This is a genomic window from Arthrobacter sp. SLBN-122 (assembly GCF_006715165.1).
GTDB lineage: Bacteria > Actinomycetota > Actinomycetes > Actinomycetales > Micrococcaceae > Arthrobacter.
This window is the reverse complement of sequence record NZ_VFMS01000001.1, coordinates 4078620-4101111: the sequence shown is the minus strand read 5'-3', so window position 1 is coordinate 4101111 and position 22492 is coordinate 4078620. Positions and strand designations below refer to the sequence as shown.

At 65.6% G+C, this 22492-nt stretch carries 21 protein-coding genes; 5 read left to right on the top strand and 16 right to left on the bottom strand.

The annotated features are described in order from the left end of the window. Positions 1–28: 28 nt before the first annotated feature. The 5 genes from FBY36_RS18825 (at position 29) to FBY36_RS18805 (ending at position 3824) form a co-directional block, all read left to right on the top strand. Entirely contained in the window at positions 29–709 is a 681-nt protein-coding gene (locus FBY36_RS18825) for a peptide deformylase (protein ID WP_142121881.1), read from the top strand. A gap of 69 nt (positions 710–778) precedes the next feature. Beyond that, positions 779–1660 (top strand): putative RNA methyltransferase, encoded by an 882-nt coding sequence (locus tag FBY36_RS18820; RefSeq protein WP_142121878.1) that lies wholly within the window; start codon positions 779–781, stop codon positions 1658–1660. A gap of 128 nt (positions 1661–1788) precedes the next feature. Further along, a complete protein-coding gene (locus FBY36_RS18815; RefSeq protein ID WP_142121876.1) occupies positions 1789–2262 on the top strand; it encodes an NfeD family protein in 474 nt (157 codons plus the stop codon). 22 nt (positions 2263–2284) lie between these two features. Further along, positions 2285–3232, top strand: a complete 948-nt coding sequence (locus FBY36_RS18810) for an SPFH domain-containing protein (protein WP_142121874.1) — start codon at positions 2285–2287, stop codon at positions 3230–3232. A 244-nt stretch (positions 3233–3476) separates the two neighbouring features. Further along, positions 3477–3824 (top strand): RNA polymerase-binding protein RbpA, encoded by a 348-nt coding sequence (locus FBY36_RS18805; protein WP_026266052.1) that lies wholly within the window; start codon positions 3477–3479, stop codon positions 3822–3824. 96 nt (positions 3825–3920) lie between these two features. On the opposite strand, the gene FBY36_RS18800 is transcribed toward FBY36_RS18805, so the two are convergent. From FBY36_RS18800 to FBY36_RS18725, 16 genes are all read right to left on the bottom strand, one after another. Then, positions 3921–4664 (bottom strand): polyprenol monophosphomannose synthase, encoded by a 744-nt coding sequence (locus tag FBY36_RS18800; protein ID WP_142121872.1) that lies wholly within the window; start codon positions 4662–4664, stop codon positions 3921–3923. 96 nt (positions 4665–4760) lie between these two features. Beyond that, positions 4761–6428 carry an amidohydrolase gene (locus FBY36_RS18795; RefSeq protein ID WP_142121870.1) on the bottom strand — a complete coding sequence of 556 codons (1668 nt, stop codon included), beginning with the start codon at positions 6426–6428 and terminating at the stop codon, positions 4761–4763. Positions 6429–6485: 57 nt separating this feature from the next. Further along, positions 6486–9410, bottom strand: coding sequence for a DEAD/DEAH box helicase (locus FBY36_RS18790; RefSeq protein ID WP_142121868.1), 2925 nt, complete (start codon positions 9408–9410; stop codon positions 6486–6488). Between the two features lie 20 nt (positions 9411–9430). Then, positions 9431–10225, bottom strand: coding sequence for a twin-arginine translocase subunit TatC (gene tatC / locus FBY36_RS18785; RefSeq protein ID WP_142121866.1), 795 nt, complete (start codon positions 10223–10225; stop codon positions 9431–9433). Between the two features lie 48 nt (positions 10226–10273). Continuing rightward, positions 10274–10546, bottom strand: coding sequence for a Sec-independent protein translocase subunit TatA (gene tatA / locus FBY36_RS18780; protein WP_056333928.1), 273 nt, complete (start codon positions 10544–10546; stop codon positions 10274–10276). 32 nt (positions 10547–10578) lie between these two features. Then, complete coding sequence (locus tag FBY36_RS18775; RefSeq protein WP_142121864.1) at positions 10579–10926, bottom strand: hypothetical protein; 348 nt, start codon at positions 10924–10926, stop codon at positions 10579–10581. Positions 10927–10936: 10 nt separating this feature from the next. Continuing rightward, entirely contained in the window at positions 10937–12922 is a 1986-nt protein-coding gene (locus FBY36_RS18770) for a helix-turn-helix transcriptional regulator (RefSeq protein WP_142121862.1), read from the bottom strand. A gap of 105 nt (positions 12923–13027) precedes the next feature. Further along, positions 13028–13423 (bottom strand): FKBP-type peptidyl-prolyl cis-trans isomerase, encoded by a 396-nt coding sequence (locus tag FBY36_RS18765; RefSeq protein ID WP_142121860.1) that lies wholly within the window; start codon positions 13421–13423, stop codon positions 13028–13030. A 62-nt stretch (positions 13424–13485) separates the two neighbouring features. After that, positions 13486–14454, bottom strand: coding sequence for an FKBP-type peptidyl-prolyl cis-trans isomerase (locus FBY36_RS18760; protein ID WP_142121858.1), 969 nt, complete (start codon positions 14452–14454; stop codon positions 13486–13488). Positions 14455–14569: 115 nt separating this feature from the next. Beyond that, positions 14570–15934 carry a Pup--protein ligase gene (gene pafA, locus FBY36_RS18755; protein WP_142121856.1) on the bottom strand — a complete coding sequence of 455 codons (1365 nt, stop codon included), beginning with the start codon at positions 15932–15934 and terminating at the stop codon, positions 14570–14572. Between the two features lie 9 nt (positions 15935–15943). Beyond that, positions 15944–16654, bottom strand: a complete 711-nt coding sequence (prcA, locus tag FBY36_RS18750) for a proteasome subunit alpha (protein ID WP_142121854.1) — start codon at positions 16652–16654, stop codon at positions 15944–15946. A 1-nt stretch (position 16655) separates the two neighbouring features. Then, positions 16656–17477, bottom strand: coding sequence for a proteasome subunit beta (gene prcB / locus FBY36_RS18745; protein ID WP_142121851.1), 822 nt, complete (start codon positions 17475–17477; stop codon positions 16656–16658). A gap of 80 nt (positions 17478–17557) precedes the next feature. Next, complete coding sequence (locus FBY36_RS18740; protein WP_018761343.1) at positions 17558–17761, bottom strand: ubiquitin-like protein Pup; 204 nt, start codon at positions 17759–17761, stop codon at positions 17558–17560. An 84-nt stretch (positions 17762–17845) separates the two neighbouring features. Beyond that, positions 17846–19519, bottom strand: a complete 1674-nt coding sequence (dop, locus tag FBY36_RS18735) for a depupylase/deamidase Dop (RefSeq protein WP_142121849.1) — start codon at positions 19517–19519, stop codon at positions 17846–17848. Further along, the gene (arc, locus tag FBY36_RS18730) at positions 19516–21267 is read right to left on the bottom strand and encodes a proteasome ATPase (protein WP_142121847.1); all 1752 of its coding nucleotides are present in this window, start codon (positions 21265–21267) and stop codon (positions 19516–19518) included. The genes dop and arc overlap by 4 nt, the downstream gene beginning before the upstream one ends. Positions 21268–21350: 83 nt before the next feature. Then, positions 21351–22415: a tRNA (adenine-N1)-methyltransferase gene (locus tag FBY36_RS18725; protein ID WP_142121845.1), complete on the bottom strand. Its 1065-nt coding sequence runs from the start codon at positions 22413–22415 to the stop codon at positions 21351–21353. Positions 22416–22492: the final 77 nt, after the last annotated feature.

Sequence of the window (22492 nt, the reverse complement as noted above, 5' to 3'; positions counted from 1 at the left end):
TGAACCTATCCGCCAGTAGGCTGTCCCCATGACCCAGACTGTTCCCCCAACAACCGCCGGCCCCGGCGAAATCCGTGAAATTGTTGAGCGCATCCTGTCCGCCGGGTCCCTTCCGCCCATCGTCCAGGCCGGCCACCCGGCGCTCCGCCAGCGCGCCGCAGCGTTCGAGGGCCAGCTCTCCGCAGACGAATTGGCCCGCCTGATCGGGGTCATGCGGCAGGTCATGCATGAGGCCCCCGGGGTGGGCCTGGCCGCCCCGCAACTGGGCATCCCGCTGCAGCTCGCCGTGGTGGAAGACCAGTTCGACGTCGATCCGGACGCCGCCGCGCTGCGGAACCGGAGCCCGTTGGAGTTCCTGGCCATCCTCAACCCCCGGTACACGCCGCTGGGGTCCGGACTTGCCTCGTTTTATGAGGGCTGCCTTTCCGTCAACGGGCTCCAGGCGGTGGTGGCCCGGCCCGACGCCGTACTGCTGGAGTACCTGGCGCCCGACGGCGCGGCCGGGCGGCGGGAGTTCACCGGGTGGCAGGCACGCATCGTCCAGCACGAGACGGACCACCTCAACGGCATCCTGTACCTGGACCGCGCCCAGCTCCGGTCCCTGAGCAGCAATGCCGAATATGCAGCGCGCTGGGCCGAAGCCGGCATCAACAAGGCGAGGGAAGGGCTGGGGTTCGACGACGGGCCGGCCGGCATATCGCCCGGCTGACCTTCGCTGTTCCCGGAGGCAGTGGCAGCGGACAGGGGAGGGAAGTCCGGCCGCCCTAAAATGGTTCCCATGCCTTCCGCGGATTTCCCCCTCCTGTGCCCTGTCTGCTCACATCCGCTGGAACACCTCGCGGCGACAGCTGCCCGCCAGCCACGCCTGCTCTGCCCAAACGGCCACAGCTTCGACGCCGCCCGGCAAGGCTACTTCAATCTCCTGGTGGGCAAGGGCAGCCCCTTCGAACCGGACAGTGCCGCGATGGTGGCGTCACGCTTCAACTTCCTGGGCAACGGCCACTACCTTCGCTTGGCCCAGGCGCTGACCGACGCCATCGTGCCCCACCTGCCGCAGGAAGGTGCGGCGGTCCTGGATTCGGGGACAGGGACCGGACACTATCTGCGCCGGATCCTCGACGCCGCAGCGGACAGCGGGCGGCAGGTATCCGCAATCGGCCTGGACATTTCCAAATTCGCCCTACGCCGGGCTGCGCGGCTCAATCCGGAGGCGCTGAACCTGGTCTGGGACATCTGGCAACCGCTGCCGATTGCGGAGAATTCGGTTGACGCCGTCACGGTGGTCTTCGCCCCTCGGAACGCCGCCGAATTTGCCCGGGTCCTTCGCCCCCAGGGCGTGCTTGTGGTGGTGGCGCCGCGAACCGGCCACCTTGCTGACATCGCCGCCGTTACCGGGATGCTCGGTATCGAAGAGGGCAAGGACGAGCGCCTGGCCGGGGCGATGGCGGAACACTTCGAACTGGACGCCACCCTCGACGTCGACATCCCGCTGGAGCTGAGCCGTACCGCCGCCGCGGACCTGGCCTTCATGGGACCGGCCGGGCACCACCTGGACCTGGGGCAGATCGCCGCCCGGCTCGAAAATTCCCGGGAGCCGGTAACAGCCGACGCAAAGTTCCGGCTCTTCGTGTTCAGGCCCAGGCGCAACGCGGCCCCGTAACGACTTGGCCACTATCCCCCGCCGCCGGCGTGAACGGGCCCGCGGGGCAGGTCCGCGGACTACGATGAAAGGACAGTTGCTGGCGGGCCCGCGGATGCGGCTCCCCCGTGGCGAAGGGGGAAACAAGGATGTTCGAGTGGCTTGGCGAAAACTGGTGGGCATTGTGGCTCACGGCTTTCCTGGCGTTTGCAGTGGTCGAGATGATCACCCTTGACTTGTTCTTCATCATGCTCGGCGGCGGATCGCTCGCCGCACTGGTCGCCGACTTCGCCGGCGCAGAACCTTGGCTCCAGGTCTTGGTTTTCTGCGTGGTGTCCCTGCTCATGGTGGCCTTTGTCCGGCCGGTGGCTCTTGCACACCTGAAGAAGGGCCCGGCCGAGCAACGGACCAACGTGGACCGGCTGATCGGTGAGCCGGCCGTGGTGATGGAGGCCGTGACCTCTGACGGGGGCCTGGTGAAAATCGGCGGCGATATTTGGAGCGCACGCTCCGCCGCGGGAGTCCTTCCCGCAGGCCAGAAGGTGGTGGTGGCAGCCATCGATGGCGCAACAGCAGTGGTTTCGGTACCGCCGCCGGCGGCCACCGGCCCAGATACAGCCTGACAATTGGGGAACAAGGAGTTGTATGGAAAACGCAGGCGGAACCGCACTGGCCATCGTGCTGGTGGTTCTGATCGTCTTTGTCATCATAGTTTTGGTCCGGTCCGTCCGGATCATTCCGCAGGCCCGTGCCGGCGTCGTTGAACGGCTTGGCAAGTACCAGCGGACGCTCAACCCCGGACTGACGATCCTCATCCCGTTCGTGGACCGGCTGCTGCCGCTCCTGGACCTGCGTGAACAGGTGGTGTCCTTTCCACCGCAGCCGGTCATCACCGAGGACAACCTGGTGGTTTCCATCGACACCGTGGTCTACTTCCAGGTTACGGACCCGCGGGCAGCCACTTACGAAATCGCCAATTACATCCAGGCCGTGGAGCAGCTCACCACCACCACCCTCCGCAACGTGGTGGGTGGACTGAACCTTGAGGAAGCCCTCACCTCCCGCGACCAGATCAACGGACAGCTCCGCGGGGTCCTCGACGAGGCCACGGGCCGCTGGGGCATCCGCGTCTCCCGCGTGGAGCTGAAGGCCATCGATCCGCCCCACTCCATCCAGGATTCCATGGAGAAGCAGATGCGCGCCGAACGCGACCGCCGCGCAGCGATCCTGACCGCCGAAGGAACAAAGCAGTCAGCCATCCTCACCGCCGAGGGCCAGCGGCAGGCCGCCATCCTCAAGGCCGAGGGCGAGGCCAAGGCAGCCATCCTCCGTGCGGATGGTGAGTCGCAGGCAATCCAAAAGGTCTTCGACGCCATCCACAAGGGCAACCCGGACCAGAAACTCCTGGCCTACCAGTACCTTCAGACTCTGCCCAAACTGGCCGAAGGTTCCGCCAACAAGCTGTGGATCATCCCAAGTGAAGTTGGTGAAGCACTGAAGGGTATCGGCAACGCCCTCGGCGGGACCGCTGCGGAAACCCCCGCTGCAGGTGGGCTTTTCGACGATGTGCAGGGCGGACGTACCCAGCCCTAGGGGAACCAAAGAACGCAGGGAGGTTTCCGTGGTCCGCCACGGAAACCTTCCTGTTTTGGTGCAGGCGGGATAACGCCCGTATAATCGGGTATTTGTCCGGCAGGAGAATACCAGCTGGAACAACCAAGCTTCGCAATGCGTTGAATCTTATGATGCAGCACAGTGCACACAGAAGTCCGGCGGTGCAATGTTGCCGCCGGCCAACGCGGAGATTTCATCCGCGAACCGACCAGAGGGAGAAATCATGAGCGATCGCAGCCTGCGGGGCATGCGCCTTGGTGCGCAGAGCATGGAGACCGAGTCCGGAGTTGAGCCGGCTCCGCGCCAGCGGGTCGAATACCGTTGCGCAGATGGCGAGCAGGTCTTCGTCACGTTCTCCTCCGAGGCGGAAATTCCTCCGGTGTGGGTCTCCAAGACCGGCAAGGAAGCGCTCCTGGTTGACGGCGAAAAGCCGGACACCAGCAATGACAAGGCAGTCCGCACCCACTGGGACATGCTGCTGGAACGCCGCTCGCTTCCTGAACTCGAACAGATCCTCGAGGACCGCCTGACCATCCTGCGCGAACGCCGCGGAGAGCGCCGCTCGGCATAGGGCCAGTCCAAAAGAAGGGGGCGGCCCCGCACTTTCGTGCGGGGCCGCCCCCTTCTTTTGTTTCCGCGGATGCCGTTGGTGCCGGCCCGGGGAGTCCTACGCCTGCTTGTTCTTCAGCTTGCCGGTCAGGGTGTTCCAGCGGGCTGCCAGTCCCCACCTGGTGACGTTGACCATAGCCTCGACCACGATGTTGCCGCTCATCTTCGAGGCGCCGAGCTCGCGCTCCACGAAGGTGATGGGGCGTTCTTCAATGCGGAGCCCCAGTTTGGCCACGCGCCACGCCAGGTCCACTTGGAAGCCGTAGCCCACTGAGTCAACCAGGTCCAGGTTGAGCTTCTCCAGCGTTGTCCTGCGGAACGCCCGGTAGCCGCCGGTGACATCCTTGATCCGCAGGCCCAGCATCAGCCGGGCGTAGGTGCTGCCGACCCTGGAGATCGCCTGGCGGTACAGGGGCCAGTTGACCACGCTGCCGCCGGGAACCCAGCGCGAGCCCATGGCCAGGTCTGCCCCCTGATCCACGGCTTCGAGCAGTTGGGGAAGCTGTTCGGGCTGGTGCGAGCCGTCGGCGTCCATCTCCACCAGGACGTCGTACCCGGCGTCCAGGCCCCACTTGAAGCCGGCGATGTAGGCGGCGCCCAGGCCTTCCTTGCCCTTGCGGTGCAGGACGTGGACCTGGGAGTCCTCGGCGGCGAATCCGTCGGCAAGTTGGCCGGTGCCGTCGGGGCTGTTGTCATCAACCACCAGCACGTCCGACGCCGGAACGGCCTTCCGAAGGCGCTGGAGCGTCTTGGGCAGCGATTCCAGTTCGTTGTAGGTGGGAATGATCGTAAGGACGCGCACAAAGGGCCTTTCCTGGTGGAAGTGGTCGGAGCACCTGATGCCGGGCCGTGCCGGCGGCGGGCGCAACTACCCATTATAGGGCGGAGGGCTACTGCGTCAGGAACGCAGGGCCGGGCTGGCGAAGAGTTCGGTGCCGTCCTTCACGGTTTGCAGGCATACCGGATCGGAGCCCGTGTCCAGTGCCGGCAGCAGCGGGGTCCTGGCCCGCGGATCGGTGCTCCATGACTGCACCCTGCCGTCAACCACCTGAACCATCAGCTCCTCCACCTCCCACACGGCGAAGCTGGCCGGCGCCCCGGGAACAAGCTGTCCGGCCATGGGGTTGGTGTACCGCGCGGCCCTCCAACCCGCACGGGTGTGGCCCAGGAAGGCAGCCCGTGCGGAAATGCGCTGCTCCGGATTGTGGTGTTCCACACAGGCGCGCACGCTGGACCAGGGACGGAGCGGTGTGACAGGGCTGTCGCTGCCGAAGCAGACAGGAACTCCCGCGGAGTAAAAAGCGGCGAAGGGGTTCATTGACCGGCTCCGTTCTCCCAGCCTCCGCTCATACAGGCCTCCGGCCCCGCCCCACGCTGCATCGAAGGACGGTTGGCCGCTGACGGTCACGGAGTAGTGGGCCAGCTTGGCCACAGCCGCGGCGTCAGCCATCTCCACATGCTCGAAGCGGTGGCCCGCGGCCCGCACCCGCTGCTCCCCCACTTCCTTGGCCGCCAGGTCCAGGGCCTCCAGCGCGGCGTCCAGCCCGGCGTCGCCAATGACATGGAACCCGCCCTGGATCCCTGCCAGGGAGCAGGCGGCAAGATGGGCTGCCGCCTGGTCCGCACTGAGGTACAGGCTGCCGCGTTCCTGGCCGGCATCGCTGTAGGCGGCGCGCAGGGCGGCCGTCCTGGACCCGATCGAACCGTCGATGGTCAGGTCCCCTGCCAGCCCCCGGATACTTCCACCGAGCTGCCCCACAAGGGAACGGGCCTGCGCCTCTGACGAGACCAGCTCCCCCCAGTACGGCAGTACTTCCGGAAAGGACTGGGCGCCCGGGCGGGCCCCATTCCAACCTGCGGCAAGCCGCACGTCATCGGCGCCGCCGATGTGCGGCGCACCCATCTCGGCAACGGCCACATAGCCGTTGGCCGCAGCCTCTGACAGGGCGCGGGCCTGATGCCGCTTCAGCGCATCCTGCGGCATCTGCCGGGTTGCCAGCCGGGCGGCGTCGTGGGCTGCCCGCATCACCCGCGCGCCGCCGTCGTACCCGTCCTTGCCGTGAAGCCCTGCGGACTGGACCAGCGACGCCGACACCAGCGCCGAGTGGACATCCACCCTGGAAAGGTAGACCGGCCGGCCTCCGGAGGCCCGCTCCAGTTCCTCGGCACTGGGCAGGGCGGAATCCGCCCACGTGGACTCGTCCCAGCCATGGCCGAGTACCGGACCTTCTCCGCCAGCCGCCGCGACGGCCTCCAGCAGCGCCCGGGCCGAGGTGGCCGTCCCCAACTGCAGCGAGTCCAGCGCGATTCCGGTTTCGGTCAGGTGGATGTGGGAGTCGACGAAGCCCGGTGCCACCAAGGCGCCGCGCAGGTCGATGACTTCCATGGAACTGTCCGCGATGGAGGATGCGGCCTGCTCTGAGCCAACCCAGGCAACGGTGTCACCGTCCACCAGCATGGCGGTTGCGAAGGGATCCGCTGCCGTGTAAACCGAACCATTGCGGTACAGCACCGGGGCGGGACGGGTGGTGGCATCGGAGCGGGACGTGGCATCGGGGCGGGGCATGGCGGGGCGGTCTCCTGGGTGGGGGCGCGCCGGCAGGAGCCGGCGGGGACAACGGGGCTAGAGAACGGATGAATACGCCACGACACCGCGGCGGATGAGGTTGATCGCTTCGGCGCACAGCCGTGCCAGCCGGGGGTCGAGGCCGGGGATTTTGGCAAGCTGGTCCAGAAGGTCCACCACCTGCTTCACCCAGCGGACAAAGTCGCCGGCTGCAAGATCGGTGCCGCTGAGGACATCCTGCAGGTGGCGGCCGCGGGCCCATTTATACAGCGGCCAGACAAGTCCCAGTTCAGGTTCGCCGGTCAGGGGAAGCTTGTTCTCCTCTTCCACGTCCTCAAGGACGGACCATTCCTTGACCACAATGTCCACGGAGGTCTCCAGCGAGACGCTGGGCATGCGCGGCCGCAGGCCCCGGTCTTCGCGTTTGGCCTGGTAGACCAGCACGCTGGCCAGTGCAGCCACTTCGGCGGCGTCGAGGTCGTTGAACGCGCCCAGCCGCAGCGACTGGGAGATCAACAGGTCCTTCTCGCCGTAGATCCTGCGGAGCCGCTGGCCGTCCGGACTGATATTTAGCCTGCCGTCTCCGGCATCTTCCAGGTAGCCGTAGGCGGACAGCACATCGCAGACCCGGTCGAAGGTCTTGGCGATGGTGTTGGTCCGGCCCTGGATCTGGCGGACCAGGCCGTCCGTTTCGCGCCGGAGTTTCCACCAGCGCTCCGACCAGCGCGCGTGGTCTTCCCGCTCGCTGCACCCATGGCAGGGGTGGGCCTTCAGGGCCCGGCGCAGCTCCGCTATGCGCTTTTCCTGGTTGGGCAGGGCGGCGCCGCGGCCGAAGTCATGGTTGCGGTTCTGGCCAGGGGCGGGCGGTCTGTTTTCCCGCAGGGCGTTCCGGACAGAGGACGCGAGGTCCCGGCGCGACTTGGGCACCTTGGCGTTGAAGGATTTGGGGATGCGGATCCTGGTAACCGGCGCGATGGGACCTTCAAGGTCGTCGGCACCGATCCTGCGCAATTGATTGTCCAGCGTCAGCACGGCCGGGCGGGGTTCCCTGCTGGTGTGGTCCGAGCTGAGGACGACGGCGGGCCCCGGGGCGCGGCCGCCTGGGACGTCAACCACATCGCCGGGCAGGAGGCGCGCCAGGGAGTCGTCGCAAAGGGATTTCCGGACGCGGGACTTGGTACGGGAAGTGGCGTTCTCGGCGTCTGACAGTTCCCTGCGCAGTCGGGCATACTCCGTGAAATCACCCAGGTGGCAGGTCATGGATTTTGCGTAGCCAGCAAGGGATTCCTCGCGGCTCCGTACCTGGCGGGCCAGGCCCACCACGGACCGGTCCGCCTGGAACTGGGCAAAGGATGACTCCAGGATCTCCCGCGCCCTGGCCCGACCAAACTGCGCCAGCAGGTTGATGCTCATGTTGTAGGTGGGCCGGAAACTGGAGTTCAGCGGGTAGGTGCGCCGGGACGCAAGGCCGGCCACCGCCGTCGGATCCGTTCCGGGCTGCCACAGCACCACGGCGTGGCCCTCCACGTCGATGCCGCGCCGTCCGGCACGTCCGGTCAGCTGGGTGTATTCGCCGGCGGTGATGTCCACATGGGCTTCGCCGTTGAACTTGTCCAGCTTTTCGAGCACCACCGAGCGGGCAGGCATGTTGACACCCAGGGCCAGGGTTTCCGTGGCGAAGACAGCCTTGACCAGGCCGTCGGCGAACAGTTTCTCGACCACCTCCTTGAAGGTGGGCAGCATTCCGGCGTGGTGGGCGGCGAAGCCCCGAAGCAGTCCGTCCCGCCAGGTCCAAAAGCCCAGGACGTCAAGGTCGTCCGGCGGGATGTCCTGCCCCGCCTCGTCAACGCGCTGGGCAATGATCCGCTGCTCTTTCTCGGTGGTCAGCCAGAGTCCGGATGCAACGCACTGGGCGACGGCTGCCTCACAGCCGGCACGGGAAAAGATGAAGGTAATGGCAGGCAGCAGGTCCATCCGGTCCAGGCTGGCGATCACCTGAGGCCGGCTGGCCGGGCGCACCCCCAGCGGCTCTCCACCACGGGCCGGGCGGTCATTTCCGCGCCGGCCGCGCTGACCCCTTCCGGCGGGTCCCGGCCTGCTGCGGAAGCTCTGCCGGCTCTCGCTCTGGGCCACCGTCAGCAGGTCCGGGTTGACCTCGAATCCGCGCCCCTTGCCGGCGTCGCGGGACGTGCCGGACGCAACCGGCTGCTGGCCGTCTTCCTCAACGGGCGGGGCGATCTCGTCGAACGTCGTTTCCCCGGCAAACAGGTCCATGATCCGCCGGCCCACCATGACGTGCTGCCACAGCGGAACCGGACGGTGCTCGGAAACGATGATGTCGGTGTCCCCGCGGACGGTGTCCAGCCAGGCGCCGAATTCCTCGGCATTGGAAACGGTTGCACTCAGTGAAGCGACCTGGACCTCGCTGGGCAGGTGGATGATGACTTCTTCCCACACGGCCCCGCGGAACCGGTCGGCGAGGTAGTGGACCTCGTCCATGACCACGTAGCCAAGGTCGCCGAGCGTGGCAGAATCCGCGTAGAGCATGTTCCGGAGGACCTCGGTGGTCATGACCACCACCTGCGCGTCACCATTGATGCTGGTGTCCCCGGTCAGGAGCCCCACATTTTCGGAACCGTATTTTTCGGCGAGTTCACTGAATTTCTGGTTGCTGAGCGCCTTGATGGGCGTGGTGTAGAAGGCCTTCAGGCCCCGCTGCAGAGCGAGGTAGATGGCGAACTCCCCCACGATGGTCTTCCCGGCACCGGTGGGCGCAGCCACCAGCACTCCCCTGCCTTCCTGCAGGGAGCGGCATGCCTGCCGTTGAAAGTCGTCAAGCTCGAAGTCCAGGGTCCGGATGAACGCCCCAAGGTAGGTGGCGGCCTCGGCCCGGCGTTCAGCGCTGGCACGGTATCTCTCGGCCGGCGACATTTCTTCAGGATCGATGGGGCCGGCGGAGAAGGGTCCGGTGGTGGAGGACATACCCCAAGCCTAACGGCAGGCTAGAGCTTCTTCAGTTCGCTGCTTGGGGTTGCGACATCCGCAGTGGCCTCGGTCTCCTCAACCTGCCGGGACTGGCGGCGTTCGCGTCGCTTGTCGTTCATGATGCAGATGCCGATGGCCGCGAAGAACAGGGCCAGCAGCGGTCCGGCCAACATGAACATCGAAATCGCGTCCGCACCCGGAGCGGCGATGGCTGCAAGGACGAAGACCAGGAAGACGGTGATGCGCCAGGCCTTAAGGATGGTGTGGCCGGAGACGATGCCGGCCATGTTCACGCCCACCAGCACCACGGGGACCAGGAAGGCCAGGCCCAGCATGAGCACCATCCGCGTGACGAACTCGATGTAGGTCCGGGCATCGATGACGCTGGAGGAGCCTTCCGGGGTGAACTGGGTCAGCGCGTGGACCACCTGCGGCACTACAAGCCAGCCTACCCAGATTCCGGCCAGGAACAGCGGGATGGCGGCCGCCATGTAGCCGAGGGTGTAGCGGCGTTCCTTGGATGTCAGTCCAGGAGTGATAAAGGCCCAGAGCTGGTAGATCCAGATGGGGCTGGAAATGACCGCCCCGATCAGGAGCGACATCTGGAGCTTGAAGTCGAAGGGTGACGCGATGGTCCCGAAGTTGATGGCCGCCAGGCCGCCGGTCTCATTGGAGATGCGGTTGACCGGTTCAGCCAGGGCCTTCAGCAGCGGATCGTAAAGTATCCAGCCCCCAATGCCGCCAATGACGACGCCGATGGCCGACTTGATCAGCCGGTTCTTCAGCTCGTTGAGGTGCTCCCAAAGCGACATCCGCCCTTCAGGATTGGCTTTACGGGCCCGCGACAGTGCCACGAGAGGTCAGGCGCGGGTCGACGGCGGAACATCAGTGCCGTCTGTCGGCTCACCGGGCTTCGCCTTGGGGTGGTTCACGATGGTGCCTTCCACCGGGCCGTTTGCCTCGGTGGAGTCGGCTTTGCCGTCGTTCTTCATTTCCTTGACCTCGGACTTGATGATCCGCATTGACTGTCCCAGGCTGCGGGCCATGGCCGGAAGCTTCGGGGCGGCGAAGAGCAGCAAAGCAACAACGATGATGATTACGATGGGCCAGGGGCCATCAAAGAGTCTTCCCACGGGAAATCCTTTCCTCTACGTACATCCTACTTCTATGTGAAGTCGAGATCTCCGAGCGCCTGCGGCTGGCCCCGGTCCTTTTTACGCTGCACTCGCCGGCCGCGGCGTTCCTCACGCCGGGCCCATTTGGATGCCTCGTAATCATGTCGCATCACAGCGGGTGAGGCAAAAACGGCTGAGCCTGGCAGGGCCCGGGCCGGATCTGCAGGTTCGTCCGGCAGATCAATGGGGTTCAGGTGTCCCAGTTTTTCGCCGGCGGCACCGAGGTCCTTCACCGTGGCCATGAACTGGCGGAAAAGTCGGATGCCCAGCAGGACATAGAACAGCAGGGCTACTGCGACCAGCGCCACCCATATAAGAATCCAGGACCACCAAGGCATGCTGAGAAGTCTATCGGTCGTAGCCGGCCAGCGAGGCCGTGAGCCAGTCCCGCGCGGCGGAAGCGAGATCGGCCGGGGCCAAAATCCGCGCTGAACCGCCATGCTGGGCCACGAACATCGGCAGCCACGCCGTGTTGCCGAACCTGATCTCGGCCACCAGGCCGCCGTCGGGCAACTCCGCGGTGCGCTCCGCGTAGTAGTCCTCCGCCAGCCCCCTCCCCTGCCGGGTGAGCTGGACGGTGACCATGGTGTCGTCGTCGTTCGCGGTGAACAGCTTGGCCGGGACCCCGCCTTCAGGACCGTCATACGGGGCGGCGGGTTCACCGTTGGGGCGCACGTCCTGTACCCGGTCCAGGCGGAAGTTCCGCAGCCCGTCCACCAGGTGGCACCAGGCTTCGAAGTACCAGGTGTTGTCAAGGGAATACAGCCGCAGGGGGTCAACGTCGCGCTCGGTCACGGCGTCGCGCTGGGGTGACAGGTAGGTCAGGTGGAGCTGGGAGCGGGATTCGATGGCCTGGCGCACCGTGGCATGGGTTGCGGCGTCCGCCGGCGCAACCTGCGGCCCGGCGATGGAGGCAGCCTGCAGTCCTTCCTCCCCTGCGGCAGCCAGGAGCTTCAACGTGACAGACTCCAGGGCACCGCCGCCGGGAAGGTCCGGCAGGCCGTTGAGGGTTTCAAGACCCGTCAGCAGCGCGCAGGCCTCCGCCACCGTGAACCGCACCGGCTTCTTCAGGTCAAGGTCCTGGGTAATGAAGACGTGGTCGTTTTCCCACTGGATATCGAGCAGATCGTCAGGATAGCCCTCCGGCAGCCCTGAGCAGATGAGGATCCGCAGGTCTGCCTCAAGCTCCTCCCGGGTGACACCGAAGTGTCTTGCCACGTCCTGGATGTGCAGGCCCTGGTTATGGACCAGGAACGGCACCAGCTGCAGCATGCGCTTGAGCTGGTCCTCCGAGGTCCCCTTGCGGGCGGCCCGGGGACGGGTGTCGGCAAAGGTGTAGGCGGGAACAGGCGCGGCGCTGAAGGCGGCTGCGGCCTGCAGCCGCCTTCGCACGGCTGCGGCCAGCCCGGCCGGTTCCTTTGCGAGGGCATCAGGCCCGTAGGAAGCCAGTTCTTCAGCAAGTACCTCCGGGTCCCGGTACTCCACGAAGAGCCGGTCGTAGCCCGCAACGGGTTGTCCCGGTACCTCGTCCGGGGCGCCCTGGACGGCACGGCGCCGCAGGGCCAGCAGGCGCCCCTCCCTGACGTCAACGACGGCGGTGCGGAGCGGCAGTTCAGGCAGCCGGTCAAGCTCAGCGCGGATATTGAAGTCCGCGGGCGGCATGTACTGCTCCCTGGCCAGGGTGGCCACGGCGCTGGTGAAGCGCGACAGCCGGAAATGCCGGGGCGCCTTCCGTGCCCGGTCATAGCCCATGAGGTACCACTGGCCGAACCGGCTGCCCAGGCCCCACGGCTCCACAGTGCGTTGTTCTTCTTTACCGGTGGTGCCGGCGACATATGTGAATGTGACGGGATGCCGGGCGTGCATGGCGGCCACGATGTCATCAAAGGCCTGCCCGGCGGGTTTGATCCGTGGCTGGACCCCGGCAGGGAGTTCCACCTCGGCCATCCTGCCGGAAGCCTGAAGTTTGCGGAGGGCGCTTTGGGCGGCGGTTCCCAGGGCCGCACGCTCCCACAGCTGGGAGGCCAGCAGGAGGACGGTCCATTCCTCCGGCCCCAGCTGGACGTCCGGGAGCCGGTTGGACTCCTTGCCGATCCGGTACCTGGTCGTGGCGGGGTCGTCCTCGCTCCAGCCCAGGTCCGTCAGTGTCTCGACGTCGAAGCCCATCGCCCGCAGGTCATTCTTGTCCCGCTCGAACATCCGCCCGAATGCGACGTCGTTGCCGGAGGTGTCGCGGTAAACCTTTTCGCGCAGCTCGCTGCGGTGCAGCCCGTAGCGGGTGTTAAGCAAAGCGATCAGCAGGTTGAGGAGTCGTTCGGTGCGGGATGGGGACACCTTCGTTACGTTACTAAACTCCCCCGGGGAAAGCAGAAAGCACGGCAGTACGGGAGGAATATCCTTCGGTACTGCCGCGCTTCCGGTTCAGCCAGTTGGTTCGGGTCAGCGGACCGCCACGAGGTCCACGACGAAGATCAGCGCTTCGTTGGGGGCAATCGCGCCACCTGCACCGCGCGAGCCGTACGCCAGCTCGGAGGGGATCTCGAGGCGGCGGCGGCCGCCGACCTTCATGCCCAGCAGGCCCTGGTCCCAGCCCTGGATGACCTGCCCGACGCCGACGCGGAAGTCAAGCGGTGCGCCGCGGCCCCAAGAGGCGTCGAATTCCTCGCCGGTGGACCAGGCAACCCCGACGTAGTGGGTGGAGACGGTGTCCCCTGCCTGGGCCTCCCGGCCGTCACCCTCGATGAGGTCTGTGATGACGAGTTCCGTGGGGACGTCGCCTTCGGGGAAATCGATCTCGGGCTTCTGGCGGTCAAATTCCCGCTGTCCAAAAGACATACTTGCTCCTATGCGTGGGTTGGATGGGTGCCGCGGGGGACGCGGCGTCCTTGTAAGTCTTGCTACTTGACCCCGAGGATGTCCACTACGAAGACCAGATCGCCCTTTGCCTGGCCCTGGCCGGCGTCGCCGTAGGCCAGGTCCTTGGGGATGACGAGCAGGACCCGGGATCCTACAGTCTTACCGGCGAGGCCCTGGGTCCAGCCCTTGATGACGCCGGTCAGCGGGAAGGTGGCCGGCTGGCCGCGGTCGAAGCTGGAATCGAACTTGGTGCCGTCGGCGAGGTTGACGCCCACGTAGTTGACGGTCAGGGTGTCGGACTCCTTGACGGCGGCGCCCGTGCCCTTGATCAGGTCCTGCGACACGAGGGATGTGGGGGCCGGGGCTCCCGCAACGTTGATTTCCGGGATGCCGTCCTTTTCCGTGACCGTCGGCAGCCCGGCGGGCGGCGTTACCGTTTCGCCCTGGGGCTTGTCCAGCACCGGGGTGGGATCGGAAGCGGAAAGAACCTTGATGATCAGCAGCTGGGTGGGGTCTGCTGCGGTGCTCGGGCTGGGGCTGGCGCCGTCTGACGGGCTGGGGTTCGCCGAAGCTGCACTCTGCTGGCCGGGGACGGCCAGCGCCAGGCTGGACCCGACCTTAGCGCCCACAAAAGCGTTGTAGATGACGGCGCTGCTGGTCTTGAGCTCGTCATTCAGTTCAAGGCTCTCAGGCTCGTTGGCGAACGTATCCTCAAGCTGGGAACCGTCCGTGCCGTTCAGCGCGAGGATGGAGATCTTGGCAATCTGGTTCGCCTTCACGGCGTCGCCGCTGCCTTCGGACACCACCTTGATGGTTGGCTCGGTCACAGTCAGTGGCTTGTCGAAGTCCACGCCAGGGGCCTTCTTGTCCCCGTTGTCGGTCAGCTTGAGGGAGTCGAACTTTGCAGTCTCCCCGGCGGACTGGCTGCTGGGCTCTGGCTGGGAAGCGTTGCCTCCGCAGGCAGTCAGGAGCAGCAGGCCGGGAAGGAGGATTGCTAGTAGTCGGCGCACGTAGGAAAACTTTCGTCGGGGCAGGGTGGATACGACATTCCGCATTGCAGCGGAGCGTGTCGTGGAGAGGTCCCGTTAAAAGGACCTTATCCAGAATAGACCCTGAAGCTGGACGTCAGCCCATAGAGTCCAGGAGCGCATCGACGCGCTCATCGACGCTGCGGAAGGGATCCTTGCACAGAATCGTCTGGTGGGCGCGGTCATTCAGTTTCAGATGCACCCAGTCCACCGTGTAATCACGGCCCAGTTCCTGTGCGCGGCGGACAAAGTCCCCGCGCAGCTTCGCGCGGGTGGTCTGCGGCGGTGCGTCCACGGCTCCCTTGATGACGGTGTCGTCCACAATCCGGCGCACGGCCCCACGTGACTGCAGCAGGTAGAACAGTCCGCGGCTGCGGGAAATGTCGTGGTACGTCAAATCCAGCTGGGCAATGCGGGGTGCGTCCAGGCCCAGGCCGTGGCGTTCACGGTAGTTGTCCATCAGCTTCTTCTTGATGGCCCAGTCGATTTCGGTGTCAATGCCCTTGGTGTCACCGGATTCAATGGCATGCAGTGTCCGCTCCCACAGATCGAGGATCAGCGGTACGTGCGGGTTGTGCGCCCCGTGCTCCCTGACGAAGGCCGTGACCTTGGTCAGGTACTCCTGCTGGATTTCCAGGGCCGTTAGCTGGCGTCCGTTGGCAAGGCGGACCAGTGCCCGGCCACTGAGGTCGTGAGAGATTTCCCGGATGCTGCGGATGGGGTTTTCCATCCGCATGTCGCGCATGATCACGCCCGCTTCGATCATCCGCAGGACCAGGTCCACGGTGCCGACCTTCATGAGGGCAGTGGCCTCTGACATGTTCGAGTCCCCCACAATGACGTGCAGGCGGCGGTAGAACTCCGCGTCCGCGTGCGGCTCGTCACGGGTGTTGATAATGGGCCGTGAGCGCGTCGTCGCGGAGGAGACTCCCTCCCAGATGTGGTCGGCGCGCTGGGAGAACGCATAGGTGGCCCCGTGCGGGGTCTTCAGGATTTTTCCGGCGCCGGCGATGAGCTGGCGGGTGACCAGGAACGGAATGAGGATTTCGGCCAGACGGGAAAATTCCCCACGGCGGGGAATGAGGTAGTTCTCGTGGCTGCCGTACGAGTTGCCGGCGGAGTCGGTGTTGTTCTTGAAGAGGTACACCGTGCCGTTGAAGCCTTCGGCGGCCAGCCGGGCCTGGGCTTCATCCACGAGGTCGTCCAGGATGAGCTCACCCGCACGGTCGTGGGCGATCAGCTGTGCGAGGTCATCGCATTCGGCGGTGGCGTATTCGGGGTGGGACCCGACGTCGAGGTACAGCCGCGAGCCATTGGTAAGGAACACGTTGGACGAGCGCCCCCAGCTGACCACTTTGCGGAAGAGGTACCGGGCCACCTCTTCCGGGGCAAGTGGCCTCGAATCGGGGCTCGAGTAAGAGATCCCGAACTCGGTCTCGATGCCGAAGATTCTCTTGTCCATGTCGTCCTCCTAGGCCAGCAGTGCTGTGATGTCCGCGTCGTTCAGCCTGCGGAAGGCACGCCGGGATCCGCGGGAGCTTTCGGAAAGCCTGTCCAGGACTGCCACTTCGAGTGCGCCCGGCGGCAGCTGCGCCGCAGGCTGTTCTCCCTCCTGGGCAGGCGTCAGTCCCTTCAAAGCCAGCCGGACAGCATCGGCGAAATCGAGGGACGCCTGCCAGCCAGCCTCGATGGCTGAAGACACCTTTTCTGCCTGGCCGCCCATGACGACGAAACTGTGCTCATCGGCGATCGAGCCGTCAAAGGTCAGCCGGTACAGGTGGTCGTCGGCCTGGGTGGGGCCAACTTCGGCGACCGCCAGTTCCACCTCAAAGGGTTTCTGCTCGGCGGTAAAGACAGCCCCCAGGCTTTGCGCGTAGACGCTCGCCAGGCCGCGGGCGGTCACGTCCTCGCGGTCGTAGGAGTAGCCGCGGACGTCTGCATAGCGGACCCCCGCCTGGCGGAGGCTTTCAAATTCGTTGTACTTGCCCACTGCCGCAAAGGCGATCTTGTCGTAGATTTCGCCGATCTTGTGCAGGGACGGCGAAGGATTCTCGGCGACGAGTGCGATGCCGTCGGCGCAGCTGATGACCACAACCGAGCGGCCACGGCCGATGCCTTTCCGCGCGAAATCCGCACGGTCCTTCATCAGCTGTTCGGGCGAGACATAGAACTGCTGCGTCATGTCAGGCCTCCCGTCCGGCGATGGTGCGTGCCTCAATTACGGCGCGCGAAGCGGCCGCGAGGTCCGCCTCGGGCACCCGGTGGGCCCCTGTCCTGTCCACCGTATAGACCACAGGCCACAATTGCCGGACGGTGTCCGGGCCGCCGGTGGCGGAATCGTCGTCGGCGGCGTCATACAGGGACTCCACGGCCACGGACAGGGCCTCGGCGGCGGTGAGGTTGGGCCGCCAGAGTTTCTTGAGGGCACCGCGCGCGAAGACCGAACCCGAGCCTACGGTGTGGTGTTCGTGTTCCTCGTACCTGCCCCCGGTGACGTCGTAGGAGAACAGCCGGCCCACGCCGGCGGTGGTGTCGAAACCCGCAAACAGGGGCACGACGGCCAGGCCCTGAAGGGCCATCGGAAGGTTGCCCCTGATCATGGCCCCCAGCCGGTTGGCCTTGCCTTCGAGGCTGAGTTGGGTTCCTTCAATTTTTTCGTAGTGCTCAAGTTCAACCTGGAAGAGCCGCGTCAGGTCAATTGCTATGCCGGCTGTTCCGGCAATGCCAAGCACAGAGAAGTGGTCTGCCGGAAAGACCTTCTCGATGTGCCTGCTGGCGATGATGTTGCCCATCGTGGCGCGCCTGTCGCCCGCCATGAGGACGCCGCCGCCATAACTCATGGCAACGATGGTGGTGGCGTGTGGAACCTGCACCGGGGCAGCCGTGGACGCGCCACCCTGGAAGGACCGGCTAAAGGGCAATAGCTCGGGCCGGTCCCGTTGCAGGTGCTCCGTAAAGGACGAGGTGGCGTTGGCGGCTACCTGGTTGGCGGTTGATTCCTGCACTCATCACTCCTTGAACGTGGTACTTCAACGTCGGTACAGATTCCGGCCGTCCGCGGCTTCCGCCACCTTCCGGGTCCGGGTTACTGGCCGCCCTTTTGCACGAATGCCCGGACGAACTCCTCAGCGTTGGATTCCAGGACGCCGTCGATTTCGTCGAGCAGGTCGTCCACGCCTTCGGTCGATGCCGAAGCCTGTGCTTCGGGCGGTGCCGGGGGTGCCTCGGGGATGTCGTCCTCGACCTGGCTGTCACGTGACTGCGGCTGCTGCTGCTCCTGGCCTGCCATTGGTTTCCCTCCTTGTTCCTCCGGTGGATCCGGCGGATCCTCCGATATGCCCATCCTGCCACGGGACGGGCGTTCCGGCGCGGTTTATGCCGCAGGCGGAGTGCTGTTGTGTCCCAGCAGTTCCCCGAGGAACGGTCCCGCTTCCCGGTAGCGCTCGAACAACGCTCCGGTGAGGGCTTTGGTTCCCCTCAGGGGTTCCCTGGTGGGCACCCGCTGAAGCCGTCCGTAACCCGGCACATCGAAGATCACCGAATCCCAGCTTGCGCCCACCACATCCTTGCCGAAGCTGCTGATGCATTTCCCACGGAAGAAGGCCCGGGTGTCGGCGGGGGGCTCTGTCACCGCAGCGGCAATGGCGGCATCGTCCACGACGCGCTGCATCCGGTTCCTCGACAGCAGGCGGTAATAGAGGCCCTTCTCCGGCCTGATATCGGCCCACTGGAGATCCACCAGGCCAAGCCGGGCGTCGTTCCATTCCAGTCCATCGCGCTGCCGGTAGCCGTCAAGCAGGGTGAGTTTCGCCAGCCATTCCACGGAAGTGGCGGCGGCAGCCCTGTCACTGTCCAGTTGGGTGAGAACCGAAGCCCACCGTTCCAGGACCTCATGGGTGTGCCCGTCACCGTCCAGGGCGTCACCCACGCCGGTGTCCTGGGCCAGCTTGGCCGCGGCCTCGTGGTACATCCACTGGATGTCCAGGGCTGTGACCCGCCGTCCGTCCAGCAAGCGCAGCTTTGCAGTGAGCGAGGTATCGTGGCTGACCGTTTTGAGTGCCGCGACGGGCTCGTAGACCTCGATTTTGGGAGCCAGCCCTGCCTCGATGAGGCTGAGGACCATGGCCGTGGTACCGAACTTGAGGTAGTTGGACACCTGGCTGAGATTGGCGTCACCGATGATGACGTGGAGGCGCCGGTACTTATCGGCCGTGGAATGGGGTTCGTCCCTGGTGTTGATGATGGGCCGGCGGATGGTGGTTTCCAGGCCCACCTCGGCTTCGAAGAAGTCGGCCCGCTGGCTGACCTGGAAGCCGGGCGTTGAGCTGTCCTGTCCTATCCCCAGCCGCCCGGCACCGCACACCACCTGCCGGCTGACGAAGAAGGGTGTGAGCCCGCGGACGATGTCCCCGAAAGGGACGGAGCGGGGCATGAGGTAGTTCTCGTGGGAACCGTAGGACACGGACTTGTTATCGGTGTTGTTCTTGTAGAGGTTGACCGGCGGGAGGGCGCCGTCCGCGGCCAGCCGGCGGACGGCGGCCAGCCCCACGAGGTCGCCGGCAGCGTCCCATGCCACCGCGTCACGGGGGTTGGTGACCTCAGGGCTTGAGTACTCGGGATGGGCATGGTCGACGTACAGCCGGGCTCCGTTGCCAAGGACCATGTTCATCAGCAGGGTCCCTGACTCGTCCTGGCCGTCCAGCTCGAGTTCCTCGCGGCCATAAGCCAGCGCCACTGCCTCCGCATCAAGCACCGGTGGCTGGTCGGTCAGCTGGCTGGGATGTGCAGCGCCACGGTCCACGGTCCAGCCCCGGGCATCGTGCAGGGGCTCTTCATCGGTGTAGTCCCAGCGGGTTTCGGCCCCGCCGGCCGCCCGCTGCCTGGTGACCTGGGCGTAGGCCTGCACCACACGGGCGCTCATCATGGTGGCATTGGCGGAGGGAGCGGAGGGAGCGTGGATGCCGTACTCCGTTTCCGCCCCCATCACCCGCATGGCCCCGCCGGCGGGGAGTGCTTCCCCGGCGGCAGGTCCCTTCGCATCCGTCATAGATACTGCCCTGTGGTTGGCATCGTCTCGATCGACTTGCCCGGCTCCTGCCCGGCCTTACCCTGGACGATGGTACGGATATAGGTGATCCGTTCGCCCTTCTTGCCGGAGATACGTGCCCAGTCGTCGGGGTTGGTGGTGTTGGGCATGTCCTCGTGTTCGCGGAATTCATCCACCACTGCACGCAGCAGGTGCTCGATCCGGAGCCCCTTCTGGTGTGTGGTCAGCAGGTCCTTGATGGCGTACTTCTTGGCCCTGTCCACCACGTTCTGCACTACGGCGCCCGAGTTGAAATCCTTGAAGTACAGCATCTCGGTGTCACCGTTGGCATACGTGACCTCGAGGAACTCGTTGGACTTGTCCGTGGAGTACATGGCTTCGACCGTGCGCTGGACCATGGCGTCAACCGTGGCCTGGATGTCTCCGTTGTGCTCGGCGAGGTCCGATTCGTGGAACGGCAGGTCCGTCGTGATGTATTTGTTGAAGATGTCCGCAGCGGCTTCCGCGTCGGGACGCTGGATCTTGACTTTTACATCGAGCCGGCCGGGCCGGAGGATGGCGGGGTCGATCATGTCCTCACGGTTGGATGCACCGATGACAATGACGTTGTCCAGGCGTTCCACGCCGTCGATCTCACTGAGGAGCTGGGGCACGATGGTGGTTTCGACGTCGGAGGAGATTCCGGTGCCGCGGGTGCGGAACAGGGAGTCCATTTCGTCGAAGAACACCACGACGGGGCTGCCGTCCGAGGCCTTTTCCCGGGCGCGGGAGAAGATCAGGCGGATGTGCCGCTCTGTTTCGCCCACGTACTTGTCAAGGAGTTCGGGTCCCTTGATGTTCAGGAAGTAGCTCTTCAGGTCCACGTTCCCGGACCGTTCGGCGGCGCGGGCGGCGAGGGAGTTGGCAACCGCCTTGGCGATAAGGGTCTTGCCGCAGCCCGGAGGGCCGTACAGCAGGATGCCCTTGGGGGCCTTCAGTCCGTGCTCGCGGTAGAGGTCGGGGTGCAGGAACGGCAGTTCCACCGCGTCCCGGATCTGTTCGATCTGGGGGCCGAGGCCGCCGATGTCCTCGTAGGTGATGTCCGGGACTTCCTCGAGCACCAGGTTTTCCACCTCGGAGCGCGGCACTTTCTCGAGCGCGTAGCCTGTCCGGGAGTCCACGGAGAGGGCGTCGCCGACCCTGAGCTTCTCGGCCTGGAGCGCACCGGAAAGCCGGACCACCCGTTCCTCGTCGGCCCGGCCAACCACCAGGGCGCGGTCACGCCCCAGCATTTCCTTCAGGGTGGCAAGCTCGCCGGCGCGCTCATAGCCAAGACCTGCCACGATCAGGAGGGCTTCGTTGAGCAGTACCTCCTGGCCCACCGCCAGTTGGTTGATATTGACCAGTGGGCTGACACCCACCCGCATCTTCCGGCCGGCGTTGAAGATATCCACGGATTCCTCGGTGGCAGCCTGGCCGCTGTTGCCGGGGGCAGGCTGCCGCTTCGGATTGATCTGGAGGATGGTGCCGAAGCTGTACGGCGGCTGCCCTTCCTGGTCCAGGGCATTTTTGAGCCGGAGAATCTCCGCCTTGGCCGTCTCAAGCATGCTGACCAGCTTGGTGTTGTTCTGCGTTGCCGCTGCCAACTGGCGGTCGATGTGCCTGAGCTTGTCCCGAAGTATGTTGACCTGGCGGTCAGCAACCGAGAGGTCGTTGGCGGCAGACTGCTCTGCCGGTGTACGTCCGGAGTCCTGGTTTGGTGTCTCCATGATGTATCAGCCCCTTCCTGCGCTTCTCTTAAAGACATTAGTCCCAAGATGCCGGGTAGGGATGGAGACTCCCGAAATGTGGACTAGTTCGTAACCTCGGGTGTGTCCACAACGTTCGTTCCCGCGATGGCATCCCGGGCTGCCCGCCGCAGCTTCTTGTCAGACACGGCCCGCTCCCCTACCGCGCCGGGAGTCCAGGCATTGACATCTTCTTCGTTGAATTCGGTCTTGGACGGCCGGCGCTTGACCGAGATGCCGGTGACGCCGTCGGCGAGGCGCCGGGTGACCAGCAGGAACCCGGTGTGGGCCACCATGCGGTGGTCCGGCCGGACCGCCAGCCCCTCCAGATGCCAGCCGCGGACCAGCGATTCCCAGGCGTCGGGTTCGGTGAAGCGGCCGTCGGCGCGGATGGCTTCCGCTGTCCGGGAGAGCTGGGTGACGGTTGCCACGTAGTTGATCCAAACGCCGCCGGGGGCAAGGACGGTGGCGACGGCGTCGAGGCATTCCCAGGGTGCCAGCATGTCCAGCACCACGCGGTCCACAGAGCCGGGCTCTTCAGCCTTGACCACCTCCTCCTGGAAGTCGCCGAGGGAAATCTGCCAGGCAGGATGCGGACCGCCGAAGATGGTCTCCACATTGCCCCGGGCGATGTCGGCGAACTCTTCGCGCCGCTCGAAGGAGTGCAGGTAGCCGTTGTCCCCCACGGCGCGGAGAAGGGAGATGGACAGGGCGCCGGAGCCGACGCCGGCCTCCACCACGCGTGCTCCGGGGAAGATATCCGCCATGGTGACGATCTGGCCTGCATCCTTGGGATACACGACGGCGGCACCGCGGGGCATGGACAGCACGAAGTCGGAGAGCAACGGGCGGAGGGTCTGGTACTGCTGGCCAACGTTGTTCACCACAACAGAGCCGTCCACCTTGCCGATGATCTCGTCGTGGTTCAGGAAGCCACGGTGGGTGTGGAAGGCGCCACCACGTTCAAGCGTGATGGTATTCATGCGGCCGCGTTCGTCGGTGAGCTGGACACGCTCGCCTTCGCGGAAGGGGCCGCGGCGACGGGCAGCTCCTACCGGCTGCGAGCCGCTGGCGGGAGCACCGGCTTGCGCTGCTCCCGTGGCGTCGTTGACCGCAGTTTCGCTGCTCATGATGTTCCTCGCTCCTGTAAACCTTTTGTGCCGCGGCCAAAGTCCCAAGGGATACCGGGGCTTTTACGGCGGCAATG

Coding starts and splice junctions, on each gene's coding strand:
- dop (WP_142121849.1), bottom strand. CDS start 19,519: ATGACGGATGCGAAGGGACCTGCCGCCGGGGAAGCACTCCCCGCCGGC.
- FBY36_RS18795 (WP_142121870.1), bottom strand. CDS start 6,428: ATGCCCCGCCCCGATGCCACGTCCCGCTCCGATGCCACCACCCGTCCC.
- arc (WP_142121847.1), bottom strand. CDS start 21,267: ATGGAGACACCAAACCAGGACTCCGGACGTACACCGGCAGAGCAGTCT.
- FBY36_RS18790 (WP_142121868.1), bottom strand. CDS start 9,410: ATGTCCTCCACCACCGGACCCTTCTCCGCCGGCCCCATCGATCCTGAA.
- FBY36_RS18805 (WP_026266052.1), top strand. CDS start 3,477: ATGAGCGATCGCAGCCTGCGGGGCATGCGCCTTGGTGCGCAGAGCATG.
- FBY36_RS18820 (WP_142121878.1), top strand. CDS start 779: ATGCCTTCCGCGGATTTCCCCCTCCTGTGCCCTGTCTGCTCACATCCG.
- FBY36_RS18815 (WP_142121876.1), top strand. CDS start 1,789: ATGTTCGAGTGGCTTGGCGAAAACTGGTGGGCATTGTGGCTCACGGCT.
- tatC (WP_142121866.1), bottom strand. CDS start 10,225: ATGTCGCTTTGGGAGCACCTCAACGAGCTGAAGAACCGGCTGATCAAG.
- FBY36_RS18725 (WP_142121845.1), bottom strand. CDS start 22,415: ATGAGCAGCGAAACTGCGGTCAACGACGCCACGGGAGCAGCGCAAGCC.
- FBY36_RS18740 (WP_018761343.1), bottom strand. CDS start 17,761: ATGGCAGGCCAGGAGCAGCAGCAGCCGCAGTCACGTGACAGCCAGGTC.
- prcA (WP_142121854.1), bottom strand. CDS start 16,654: ATGACGCAGCAGTTCTATGTCTCGCCCGAACAGCTGATGAAGGACCGT.
- FBY36_RS18825 (WP_142121881.1), top strand. CDS start 29: ATGACCCAGACTGTTCCCCCAACAACCGCCGGCCCCGGCGAAATCCGT.
- pafA (WP_142121856.1), bottom strand. CDS start 15,934: ATGGACAAGAGAATCTTCGGCATCGAGACCGAGTTCGGGATCTCTTAC.
- FBY36_RS18765 (WP_142121860.1), bottom strand. CDS start 13,423: ATGTCTTTTGGACAGCGGGAATTTGACCGCCAGAAGCCCGAGATCGAT.
- FBY36_RS18810 (WP_142121874.1), top strand. CDS start 2,285: ATGGAAAACGCAGGCGGAACCGCACTGGCCATCGTGCTGGTGGTTCTG.
- FBY36_RS18775 (WP_142121864.1), bottom strand. CDS start 10,926: ATGCCTTGGTGGTCCTGGATTCTTATATGGGTGGCGCTGGTCGCAGTA.